This is a genomic window from Runella sp. SP2 (assembly GCF_003711225.1).
In the GTDB taxonomy this organism is placed as follows: Bacteria; Bacteroidota; Bacteroidia; order Cytophagales; family Spirosomataceae; genus Runella.
Genome location: NZ_CP031030.1, coordinates 286,493 through 298,709, shown reverse-complemented (window position 1 = coordinate 298,709; position 12,217 = coordinate 286,493). Strand labels below are relative to the sequence as shown.

General features: G+C 43.8%; 7 protein-coding genes. 5 read left to right on the top strand and 2 right to left on the bottom strand.

Translation table 11 applies throughout. From position 1 onward, the window contains the following. Positions 1–47: 47 nt before the first annotated feature. Together rimK and DTQ70_RS01215 are read right to left on the bottom strand one after the other, a co-directional pair. Positions 48–950: a 30S ribosomal protein S6--L-glutamate ligase gene (gene rimK / locus DTQ70_RS01220; protein WP_122929117.1), complete on the bottom strand. Its 903-nt coding sequence runs from the start codon at positions 948–950 to the stop codon at positions 48–50. A 117-nt stretch (positions 951–1,067) separates the two neighbouring features. Continuing rightward, positions 1,068–1,538: a RimK/LysX family protein gene (locus DTQ70_RS01215; RefSeq protein WP_122929116.1), complete on the bottom strand. Its 471-nt coding sequence runs from the start codon at positions 1,536–1,538 to the stop codon at positions 1,068–1,070. Between the two features lie 522 nt (positions 1,539–2,060). Between DTQ70_RS01215 and DTQ70_RS01210 the strand changes: the two genes are divergently transcribed. The 5 genes from DTQ70_RS01210 (at position 2,061) to DTQ70_RS01190 (ending at position 12,216) form a co-directional block, all read left to right on the top strand. Then, complete coding sequence (locus tag DTQ70_RS01210; protein WP_229600050.1) at positions 2,061–5,312, top strand: TonB-dependent receptor; 3,252 nt, start codon at positions 2,061–2,063, stop codon at positions 5,310–5,312. A 19-nt stretch (positions 5,313–5,331) separates the two neighbouring features. Continuing rightward, positions 5,332–7,191, top strand: coding sequence for a RagB/SusD family nutrient uptake outer membrane protein (locus DTQ70_RS01205; protein WP_122929115.1), 1,860 nt, complete (start codon positions 5,332–5,334; stop codon positions 7,189–7,191). Positions 7,192–7,280: 89 nt separating this feature from the next. Continuing rightward, on the top strand, positions 7,281–8,045 hold the full coding sequence (locus DTQ70_RS01200; RefSeq protein WP_122929114.1) for a glycosyltransferase family 2 protein: 765 nt from the start codon (positions 7,281–7,283) through the stop codon (positions 8,043–8,045). Positions 8,046–8,067: 22 nt separating this feature from the next. Next, positions 8,068–8,769 carry a hypothetical protein gene (locus DTQ70_RS01195; protein WP_122929113.1) on the top strand — a complete coding sequence of 234 codons (702 nt, stop codon included), beginning with the start codon at positions 8,068–8,070 and terminating at the stop codon, positions 8,767–8,769. Between the two features lie 24 nt (positions 8,770–8,793). Further along, positions 8,794–12,216, top strand: a complete 3,423-nt coding sequence (locus DTQ70_RS01190; protein WP_122929112.1) for a VCBS repeat-containing protein — start codon at positions 8,794–8,796, stop codon at positions 12,214–12,216. The last annotated feature ends 1 nt before the right edge of the window (position 12,217 follow it).

The following is a 12,217-nucleotide window of genomic DNA, read 5'->3' as shown; positions in this document are numbered from 1 at the left end:
GTACTTTTTTCATCATAGGTTCAAAGTCGAAAAATAGTACATTTTACCTATACCCCAATCGTATCCCCTTCATCCATCAGTTTTTTTTCTTCAATATACCCAATTATCAAGTCTGCGACATTCACGCCTGTCACCTTTTCGATACCCTCCAACCCTGGCGAAGAGTTTACTTCCATAATCATCGGCCCCCGATTAGACCGAATCATATCAACTCCCGCTACCCGCACGCCAAGTGCCTTTGCCGCTTGCAAAGCTGCTTTTTCTTCTTCTGGTGGTAACACAATTGCTTCTGCTTTTCCGCCACGGTGGAGGTTTGAACGAAATTCCCCCGTCGTTCCTTGACGTTTCATGGCAGCTACCACCTTATTCCCAACCACAAAAGCCCGAATATCCGCCCCGTTTGCTTCCGCAATGTATTCTTGAATCAAGACGTTGGTTTTTAGCCCATAAAAGGCTTCAATCGTCGATTTGGCTGCCTTATTAGACTCAGCCAACACCACACCTACACCTTGTGTACCTTCTAATAGTTTAATAATAACGGGCGGTCCATCCACTAATTTAATCAAGCTATCAATGTCTTTTGCTTGATTGGCAAAAACTGTTTTGGGTATTTGAACCCCAGCTTTAGAAAGAATTTGAAGGCTTCGCAGTTTGTTTCGCGACCGCATGATGGCCTGCGACTTCACCGTGGTAAAGACTTTCATCATCTCAAACTGGCGCACTACGGCACTTCCATAGTCGGTTACCGATGCGCCGATTCGAGGAATGACGGCGTCGATTCCTTCAATTTCTGTATTTTTATACAAAATAACAGGCTTTTCTTCCTCGATGAGTACGTGGCACAAGGCGTGATTGATGACAACAGCCTCATGGCCGCGCTGCTGAATGGCCTCGACTAGCTTTCGAGTAGAATATAACTTAGCATTGGTTGATAAAACCGCAATTTTCATAATTGGAAAGACAAACAATGGAACGCTACACAAGGCTTCCTTATATCCTTGTATTTTATGTTCCTGCGTGACAAAATTATAAGGAAGTACGTTGAGATAATATTACGTTTTTGTTAACTACGCTTTGGCTCTACTTTTGCGTTGCATAAAATCGTAGGATAAATTTTCGAGAGAGACATCCACTAAAAACCGACTGCGCAACAGCTTTCGCCCCAAAAGCACGGGGTACCGCATCTGAGAGCGGTCGGCGAGCGAAAATTCAGTTCTGATAATTTTGCCAAAAAGTATCACTTTTGTTTTGATGACATACCGCATTTCAGTCTGGCCAAACGAGTTTTTAATGGCTTTTAGCTCAAATTGATCTGTGGTAAATTTTTGGTGTTTTTCACTGCGATGCGCAGGCAAGAAAAAAGAAAGTACCCCTTCTTCCACGCTTATCTTAAAACAATGGATAGAGGAAGTATAAGCGCCCGTGTCAATTTTTACACGAACATTCATTAATCCCAAATCAGGGAAATCTATCATATCGTTACGGCCGATGACCCGTTTTTCGGTCGCACTAGGCTTCTTTTTCTTCTTGACTTCCATCGTAGCAAAAGTACAGCAAAAAGTTAACTTGTTACAAAACGTTTCATCTGTTTTTAATGGTAAAATTCCTTACAATTTTGGTAGTATCTTAACCAAAAATAGGACAAAAACACTTTTTATTTGCACACTCAAACTACTTTCAAGTAAGTGACACAATCAGAAAAAACTTTATTGGATTATACATATATAAAAGAAAATTTTATATTAACAAACTAAAAGTATATTGTTTAAAAATTATAAATAAATCGCTTTTTCAGTCAAAATATAGTCAGTATTTGCAAAAAATAGCCAAGTTTTTTGCACTATAACAGTATATATTTGTACATTGTATTATGTAAGGTATTTTAGCAGCGCTTTACTCCTATCTATCAACCTAAACATATTTTATGACCCACTGATACTCAACTTCTTGAGGGGTGTTTTCAGGCAGCTACAGCCTATTCGTCCTAACCCCAAAAATTGATTTTCTCTGATACCGAATTTTTTTCATTTTATCTATCAACTCAATAATCACAATTTCTTATGACAAAAGTGAGCTACAAACTCAGTTTGCTAAGAATGCCTCTGGCTATGCTACTCGTGGGTCACACGATTAGTAGTTATGCCCAAGAAGCAACTCGGTGGCAAGCACGTCAAGAAAGCAAATCGGTGGTATTTGCTAAACTCCAACCTGAGCGCAACTCAGGGAACCTGGCGATTACCGTCAAAGGTAAAATCACAGACGAGCAAGGGCAGCCTCTGCCTGGCGTAAGTGTAGTGGTCAAAGGAACCTCAGTAGGTACATCCAGCGACATAAACGGTGCTTATTCTATCAACGTTACTGATGAAAAAAGTGCAATCTTAGTATTCTCCTTCATTGGTTATCTTTCACAAGAAATCCCTGTAAACAACCGTTCGAGTGTCAACATAACGATGGCTGTTGATGTAAAAGCACTGAATGAAGTAGTAGTTGTAGGTTATGGTACACAAAAGAAAGAAACCATCACTGGATCGGTTGTAAGTGTAAAAGGAACCGATTTGGTAAAATCACCTGCAGCCAACTTATCTAACTCCTTAGCTGGGCGTTTACCAGGGGTAACTGCGGTAAACCGCAGCGGTCTTCCTGGAGGTGATGGCTCGGCCATCAGGATTCGTGGTTCAAATACCCTCAACAACAACGGTGCCCTTATCGTAATCGATGGGATTCCTAACCGTGCAGGGGGCTTAGACCGTATCAATCCAGCTGACATCGAAAGTATTTCCGTTTTGAAAGATGCGGCGGCGGCTATTTACGGTTCACGTGCGGCTAACGGGGTTATTTTGATTACGACTAAGCGTGGAAAAACGGGGAAACCTGAGCTTTCGTATTCATTCAACCAAGGATGGTCTAACCCAACGGTTATTCCTAAATTAACCAACGCGGCTCAATACACGAGCATGTTGAATGATTTGGACATTTATCAATTGCCTGTATCTGAGTGGGCAGCGGCAAACCAAGCATACAAAACCACAGGTTCGTTTACTCGCCCCAATGGTACAGTAAGAAATGCGCCTTTTACGCCTCAAGCCATTCAAAAATACGCAGATGGCACTGACCCTTGGAACTATCCTAACACTGACTGGTACGGTTCTACCCTCAAAAACTGGTCGCCACAAGCACGCCATAATGTTCAACTAAATGGTGGAACAGAGAACTTCTCTTATTTGGCTTCATTGGGTTACCAAAACCAGGATGCTAACTATATCCAGTCATCTACTGGTTATAAGCAGTATGATATGCGTTTGAACTTTGACGCTAAAATCAACAAGTATATCACTTTGACATTAGGTATCGTAGGTCGTCAAGAGGCACGTCGTTACTCTACGCAATCACCAGGAGCGATTTTCCGTATGTTGATGCGTGGTAAACCACAAGAACCAGCTTTCTGGCCAGATGGTCGTCCTGGACCTGATATTGAAAACGGACAAAACCCAGTGGTTATTACGACTGACTTGGCTGGTTATGACCGCGATACTCGTAATTACTTCCAATCTAACGGGCAAATTGACATTAAATTCCCGTGGGTTGACGGGCTTAAATTGAGCATGAACGCTGCGATTGACAACCTGGCTCAAAACAACAAAACATGGCTTATTCCGTGGACACTTTATCAAAAAGGGTCGGGGGTTGATGCCAACGGGAACCCTAATCTTGTTCCTGCAAGACGCGGCCCTGCTGATCCAAGTTTGAACCAAGTTAATATCAACCAACTTAACATTTTGTTGGGAACTGTTCTTTCTTACGATAAGACGATTGGAAACCATACCTTCAATTTATTGGCAGGTACCAACCGTGAAACCATCAATGGAAATAACTTCTCGGCTTTCCGTCGCTTCTTCCTTTCTACGGCTTTGGATCAGATGTTTGCTGGTGGTGACTTGCAGCGTAACAACAACGGTGGTGCATTTGAAACGGCTCGTCTTAACTATTTTGGTCGCGTAGGTTATAACTTCAAAGAGAAGTACATCGGAGAATTCCTATGGCGTTATGATGCCTCAGATATCTTCCCCCAACAAACGCGTTATGGTTTCTTCCCAGGTATCATGGCAGGATGGGTAATTTCGGAAGAAAGTTTCTTCAAGAAAGCACTACCTGCGGTTAATTTCTTGAAACTTCGCGGGTCAATCGGCCAGTTGGGTAATGACCAAATTGCCAGTAACCCTGCCGATATTTCTTATCAATACCTCTCTACGTACGGATTTAGAAGCTATATCTTAGGTAATACAGAAACAAAAACATTGTTTGAAGCACGTATTCCTAATACGCAAATTACGTGGGAAGTGGCTACCAACTCTAACATTGGTTTAGAAGGTCAGTTGTTCAACGGCAATGTATTCTTTGAATTTGATTTGTTTTCTAACAAACGTACCAACATCCTTTGGACAAAAAATGCTTCAGTACCTCAAAGTACAGGTTTGACACTACCTCGCCAGAACTTGGGTGAAGTACTCAATAAAGGTTGGGAGTTTAACATCGGTTACCGCAACCAAAAAGATGGCTTCAAGTACAATGTAAGTCTTAATGGTGGATATGCTCAAAACAAAATTTTGTTCTGGGACGAAGCACCAGGAGCACCAGAATGGCAACGTACTACTGGTAAGCCTATGTTTACTTACCAAGCTTATGTTTATGACGGGGTGTTTAAAGACCAAGCAGCAATTGATGCAAATACCATCAATTATACAGCACTTGTCAATAACCTACGTCCTGGTGATATGAAATACAAAGACCACAATGGCGACGGAAAAATCACTCCTGACGACCAAGTACGTACCAACTTCACCAACATTCCTTTGTTTACTGGAGGTTTGAATTTATCAGCTAGTTACAAAAACTTTGACCTGACAGTTCTACTTCAAGGAGCAGCGGGTGCAAAGCAATACGTAAGTGCTGCTGAAATGGGTAATATCGGAAACTACTTGTTAGACATCTACGAAAATCGTTGGACAATTGACAATCCAAGCGACGTACACCCTCGTATTGCCAACCGCAATGACCAGTACTACTCAACCAACAATACGTACTGGCTCAGAAGCTCAGATTACATCCGTTTGAAAAACTTAGAGGTAGGATATAACGTTCCTTCTACTCTTGTTAAGAAAGTCGGAATGAATAACCTCAGAGTTTATTTCAATGGTTTAAACCTTTTCACTGTTGATAAGTTAAAAGTATTTGACCCCGAAACCGATAACTCTACTGGACAGTACTATCCTCAGCAGAAAATCGTAAACGTAGGTCTTGTTGCTTCATTCTAACAACATAAACCAGAACAAAATGAAAAGATACAAAATTTTAGTTGCGTCGCTTCTTGCCTTCTCGGTAGTTGTGACAAGTTGTAATGATGACTTTGTAAATACAGAGCCACTCAATGAACTTTCAGAAAATGCAGTGTGGACGGATGCAGCCCTTGCAGAGGCTTTTGTTTCAGAAATCTATGCTGGTTTTGGAAATGGAGGTTTCGACGAGCAAATGTTAGCCTCTCTGACGGACGAAACCATTTTTACGCACCCAGGCCGTGGTATTACCACCATCACAGAAGGACGTTCTAACCCTGCTGATATTGGTTGGGTAAACGGGACTCTCAGCTGGCAGCAAATGTACTTGCGTATCCGCGCATGTAACCTTGCGCTCAAAAACCTAGCTAGCCCTAAGTTTACCAACACTGGTACCATCGTGGAGCGCTTGACAGGTGAAGCTAAATTCATGCGTGCTTATTATTATCACCAATTGGCTCGCTACTATGGCGGCGTACCTCTCATCGACCGCCCTTATGAATTAGGCGAGGCCGATTTTATGGCGACTCGTAACACTTGGGCTGAGACGGTTGCTTTCATTGTCAAAGATTTGGACGAGGCCGCTGCCTTATTAAAAGGCAGAAGCATGGCCGCTGGCCGTGCTAACGAAGCTGCTGCACTAGCACTCAAAGCACGTATTTTAACTTACGATGCGAGTGACTTGCACGATGCCACCAAAATGAAGGCAGGTTCTACCACTCTTGCTGGATTTAGTAAACCTGAGCTCATTGCCAATACTACTGGTACTCAGGCAGAGCGTTGGCAAAAAGCAAAGGCTGCTGCAAAAGCCGTCTTGGATTTGCCAGGCTACGGTAACTTGCTCAACCTAACAGCGCCTGTTACACCACAACAAGGAACGACCAACTACATGAACAACTCTCTTTCGCGAAATGGAGGTCAAAATGAATTGTTGATGGCTCGTTACTTTATCAATGCAAAACAAGAAAACGGTGGTCGCCAAGGGTTGTTTAATGGCCCCAATGGCTACAATAACTGGGCTGGTAATACGCCGATTCAGTTGATGATTGATGATTACGAAATGATGGATGGAACGAAGTTTGACTGGAAAAACCCTGCACACGCTTCTGACCCATACGTTAACCGTGACCCACGTTTTTATTCTTCGATTTTGTTTGAAGGGTCACCTTGGAAAGTTCGTAGTAATGCCAACCTACCTCGTGACCCTGCTAGCCAAATCCAAACAGGCCGCTACGAAATCGTGAATGCTTCGGGTGCTAAGGTAACTCACTTTGGTTTGGATACACGTCAAAGCCCCATTGAAGACTGGAACGGTAGCTACACTGGCTATTATATCCGTAAGTTTACTGATCCTAACCCTGCGATTGTTGACCAAAATACGTGGCAAGAAGTGCCTTGGCCAATTTTACGATACACTGAAATGGTGTTTAACTACGCTGAAGCATGTATTGAGCTTGGACAAGATGAAGAAGCTCGTAATTGGTTGAACAAAATCCGTTTCCGCGCAGGTATGCCAGCCATTACTGAGTCGGGCAATGCACTTCGTCAGCGTTTCCGCAACGAAAAGCGCATTGAGATGTTCTTAGAAGAACAACGCTACCACGATGCCCGTCGTTGGATGATTGCCCCAACTACGCTTGGCCGTAAAGCAAACGGTATCAGTGTTGTTGGAACGCTCAAGCCAGGCAAAACGGTAAGTCTTTACAAATACGACAAAGAAAACTACAATTATTCTTACACTGTATTTGAAATTGACCCAGGTAAGGAAAACCGTAACTGGAACGATAAATTGTACTACTTGCCAATCCACCGCGATGAAATCAACCGTAACAGTAAGTTGGTTCAAAACCCTGGTTACTAGGCCATTTCAAAGCAGTTGCTTATTTGAAAAAATCTACCTCTGCCTTAGAGGTAGATTTTTTCTTTTATTTTTGAGAAAATGTACGTTTTATGACGCGGCTATTGTCTATCATTACCATTACTTATAACGCGGAAGTCTTTTTAGAACGCACCCTCAAAAGTATAACTGCCAACTTGGCCTCCCTTGCTCCCGACCAACGCTCGCTTGTCGAGTATATCATTGTTGATGGAGCTTCAAAAGATACCACCTTATCCATCGCAAAGTCGTATCATTCAATCATCAATAAGCTCGTTTCGGAACCTGACAAAGGCTTATATGACGCGATGAACAAAGGACTAGGATTAGCAACGGGCGAGTACGTTTGGTTCATGAATGCAGGCGACGAAATACGCAATAATGAAGTACTTGCACGATTGTTTCCGCTGCTATCCGCCAAAGCCGATGTTTATTACAGCGACGCTTTGTTTGTAAACAATGATGGCTCCGTCGTTGGCCTCCGCTCTCAAGTTACCCCCCACAGCCTACCTCGGCAACTTACTTGGCAGGACATGGCACTGGGAATGAAAGTATGCCATCAGGCTTTTATTGCCAAAAGGGCATTGGCACCGTTATATGATGTAAAAAACCTCAGTGCTGATATTGGCTGGGAAATTGATATTTTAAAAAAATCACACCAAACTTACTTAGTAGAATTTGTTTTGTGTAAATACCTCACGGGAGGCATTTCGGTACAAAAGCACCGAAAATCACTCATTGACAGGTTCAACGTTTTATCAAAACACTTTGGCTTTTTACCAACGCTCTGGAATCACGTTCTTATCGTGCTAAGAAGTATATTACGAAAAATGACGTAAACCCCTTAATCACATCTTGACCATGAAGGCAGTTAGCTTGTTCTTAGTAGTACAGCTTTTCATTTACTCAGTGAAGGCCCAAGATTTTTTCAAAGTCAAAGCGGGCGAAGAGCCTAAGAAAGCTATTCCCGCCACGCTCCAGTATCTACATCCCCAATTCCAAACTGGAAAAGTTGTTTTTTTAAATGGCACAACCTCTGTTGCCCAACTAAATTACAATTTACTTTTAAGTGAAATACATTTTATTAACAACAACAAAGACACACTATCTTTGGCCAATGAACAATTAATCAAAGAAATTTTTGTCGGAAGTCAGCAATTTATTTTTGACGCCAAATATGGTTACCTCCTCATCGAACCTGCCCCTGAATCACTGATTCGACTCGGTACGAAACAGGAATTAAGAGTAACCAACGTTGAAAGAGTCGGAGGCTATCAGCAATCATTAGGAGCTACTTCTACTAAGTCTTATTCCTCATTTTCCAATGGAAATGCTTCCGTGCAAAAATTAGACCCAAAAGGCGATGTTGTGTTCAGAAAATATGGCATCCATTTCTTTATTGACCAGAATAATCGCTGCTACAAAACCACCAAATCGTCACTCCACAAGATTTTCCCTAAGTATAAAAAACAGATAGACAGTTATTTACAAGAAAATACCATCGACTTCCAAAATGAAAAAGACCTAAATGATATTATTCAATTTTGTCGTCAATTCACCTAGTTTACTTTCGATTTCTACTTTTTTATGAAGCTAACATCTACTCTTTATATAACCTGTTTTGCCTTTTTCCTTGCCAGTTGTAACGACACGTCCAACAACCAAGGCGAACAAGAATCCAACGAACCTACCCTTTTTACGCAGCTAACCGCCGAACAAACGGGGGTTGACTTTCAAAACATCATCAACGAAGGTCTGAATACCAACGTTTTGATGTACGAATATTTCTACAACGGCGGTGGTGTGGCCGTGGGCGACCTCAACGGTGATAAGCTCGAAGACCTGTATTTTACGGCCAACATGAGCGACAATAAACTGTACCTCAACCGTGGCAACATGAAATTTGAGGATATTACGTTGCCTTCTGGAGCTGCTGGACGCTCGGGGCCGTGGAAAACGGGTGTGACCATGGCCGACGTCAACGGCGATGGAAAACTTGATATTTACGTCTGCCACTCGGGCAATTTGATGCCTGAGAAAAAAGCCAACGAACTGTTTATCAACCAAGGTAACAACGCTCAAGGCGTTCCTACCTTCGTGGAACAAGCTGCTGAATATGGCCTCAACAGCATGGCATCGAGCACCAATGCGTATTTCTTTGACTACGACCGCGATGGCGATTTGGATTTGTTTTTGCTCAATCACAACATCAAATCGTTGCCCGTCTTGAATGAATCCAATAGTGCCGAATGGATAAAAATGAATGATGAGGTAAGTGGCTCTCGCCTTTATCGTAACAGCCCCCTAACCCCCAATGGGGGAACTAAATTTGTTGATGTAACCACCCAATCGGGTATCAATAGTTCTCCGCTTTCGTATGGTTTAGGGGCAGGAATCGCCGATTTTAACCAAGATGGCTGGCCTGATATTTACGTAAGTAATGACTATACCATCCCCGACCGCCTCTATATCAACAACCAAAAAGGAGGATTTACCGACCAACTTGGGCAGTCGATTGGGCATATTTCACAGTTTTCGATGGGCAACGACGTAGCCGATGTGAACAATGATGCTCAGCCTGATATTTTTACCCTCGACATGTTGCCCGAGGACAACCGACGTCAAAAATTGCTCATGGCCCCCGACAACTACGAAAAGTTTGACATGACCGTGCGCTCGGGTTTTCAAAAGCAGTTTATGCGGAATATGTTGCAACTAATCAGCCCCAGCCCCCTAACCCCCAATGGGGGGACTAATGTTCCCCCATTGGGGGTTAGGGGGCTGGAAATCGGTCAAATGGCGGGAATCTCAAACACCGATTGGAGCTGGGCGGCGCTGTTTGCCGATTATGACAACGACGGTTGGAAAGACCTATACATTACCAACGGCTACTTGCGCGACTATACGAACCTAGATTTTCTGAAATACATGAACGAGTTTCAGCAAAATGCGGCCAACGTAACCCGAGATGACGTGATGAAGCTCGTGCAACAGATGCCCGCCTCGAACGTCGTCAATTATGCCTATAAAAACAACAAAGACCTGACCTTCAAAAACGTTGGTATGGCTTGGGGATTGGGTCAACATTCCAACAGCAATGGTGCGGTATATGCCGATTTGGACAACGATGGCGACTTGGACTTGGTCGTAAATAACATCAACGCGCCCGCTTTTATTTATCAAAACGACGCCAACAAAAAACTCCAAAACCACTACCTCAAAATCAGTTTGGCTGGCTCAGAAAACAATCGTTTTGGGATTGGAGCTAAAGTGACCATTTTCCAAAAAGGCCAACCTCAGTACCTCGAACAAATGCCCATGCGTGGGTATCAGTCGAGCGTGTCGGGTGTGCTCAATTTTGGGTTAGGGACAAACGCCACCATTGATTCGCTGCACATTACTTGGCCAAACGGCAAACAACAGCGCCTTGCCAACCTTAAAGGTGACCAATGGCTGACGCTCAATGTGAAAGACGCGACGTTGAATCCTTTCAAGGCTGCGCCTCCCGCGCCACTTTTTCAACCTACCTCCTCGCCCATTGCGTACCAACAACCCCCAACTGGCTTTAATGACTTTAAACGTCAGATTTTGATGGTCAACCCACAATCGTACGTGGGGCCGTGCCTTGCCAAAGGCGATGTGAATGGCGACGGCCTCGAAGACGTCTTTGTGGGAGGTGGAAACGGCCAAGCTGGCGCTTTGTTTTTGCAACAAAAAGGCAGTTCGGACGCCGCTCCGCGTTTTGCCAAAAAAGCGCAATCCGCTTTTGAAATGGATGCCAAAAGCGATGCTTCGGACGCTGTGTTTTTTGATGCCGATGGCGATAAAGACCTTGATTTATACGTTTGTCACGGAGGGTATGCCAATTTTCAGCCCAACGACCCGCTTTTGCAGGATGCACTTTACCTAAACGATGGACAAGGAAATTTCACCAAAAACGCCGCCGCACTTCCTTCAATGCCCGTAAGCACAAGCTGCGTTCGGGTAGCGGATGTGAATGGCGACGGCAAACCTGACTTGTTTGTAGGTGGGCGAGTTGTGCCAGGAAGCTACCCTGAGACTCCGCAAAGTTTTATACTCAGCCCCCTAGCCCCCAATGGGGGAACAAAAGAAGTACGTTTTAAAGATATTACAACTCAAACTGCTCCCGAAATTCGCATTTTAGGCATGATAACGGATGCGGCCTGGCTCGACCTCAATGGCGATAAAAAGCCTGAGTTGATTGTGGTGGGCGAATGGATGCCCGTCACGGTATTTGAAAACGTCAATGGAAAATTGGAGAACAAAACGGATGCCTATTTTGGCCAAAAATACAGCGGTTGGTGGAACAAATTGCTGGTGGACGATTTCAACGGCGATGGAAAAATGGACTTGGTCGTGGGGAATTTGGGTTTAAACTCGCAAGTGAAAGCCTCGAAGGAACAACCTGCTGAATTGTACTTCAAGGATTTTGACCAAAACGGACGAATTGACCCCATTTTGTGTACCTACATCCAAGGAAAAAGCTACCCGTACGTCACGCGTGATGAGTTGATTGGGCAGCTTCCGATTATGGGCAAGCGCTACACCGACTACAAAACGTACGCCGAAGCGACGCTGCAAGATGTTTTTGATTCGTCGGAGTTGAGTGGTGCGGGACATTTGGAAGCCACTCATCTTGCCACCACTTTGTTTATCCGTGGTGCCGATGGCAAATTTGCCCCCCAAGCCCTTCCGCTCGAAGTTCAAGCATCACCTGTTCATGCGTTGGTGGCTTTGGATTATGACAAAGACGGCAAAAAAGACCTCCTGCTTTGCGGAAACCAATTGCATACTCGCCTGCGCTTTGGGCATTACGACGCCAATTTTGGGGTGCTTTTGCACAACAACGGCCAAGGAAAATTCAGTTATGTTCCGCAGGCTCGTTCAGGCTTTATGTTACAAGGCGAAGTTCGCAGTGTTCTTTCCGTTAATAATTACCTCTTTTTCGGGATTAACCAACAGGGCGTAGTTTCGTACAAAAGCAATTAAG

Bases quoted from the DNA above. Each gene is read 5' to 3' on its own strand.
- rimK (WP_122929117.1), bottom strand. From the start codon at position 950: ATGAAAATTGCGGTTTTATCAACCAATGCTAAGTTATATTCTACTCGA.
- DTQ70_RS01215 (WP_122929116.1), bottom strand. From the start codon at position 1,538: ATGGAAGTCAAGAAGAAAAAGAAGCCTAGTGCGACCGAAAAACGGGTC.
- DTQ70_RS01210 (WP_229600050.1), top strand. From the start codon at position 2,061: ATGACAAAAGTGAGCTACAAACTCAGTTTGCTAAGAATGCCTCTGGCT.
- DTQ70_RS01205 (WP_122929115.1), top strand. From the start codon at position 5,332: ATGAAAAGATACAAAATTTTAGTTGCGTCGCTTCTTGCCTTCTCGGTA.
- DTQ70_RS01200 (WP_122929114.1), top strand. From the start codon at position 7,281: ATGACGCGGCTATTGTCTATCATTACCATTACTTATAACGCGGAAGTC.
- DTQ70_RS01195 (WP_122929113.1), top strand. From the start codon at position 8,068: ATGAAGGCAGTTAGCTTGTTCTTAGTAGTACAGCTTTTCATTTACTCA.
- DTQ70_RS01190 (WP_122929112.1), top strand. From the start codon at position 8,794: ATGAAGCTAACATCTACTCTTTATATAACCTGTTTTGCCTTTTTCCTT.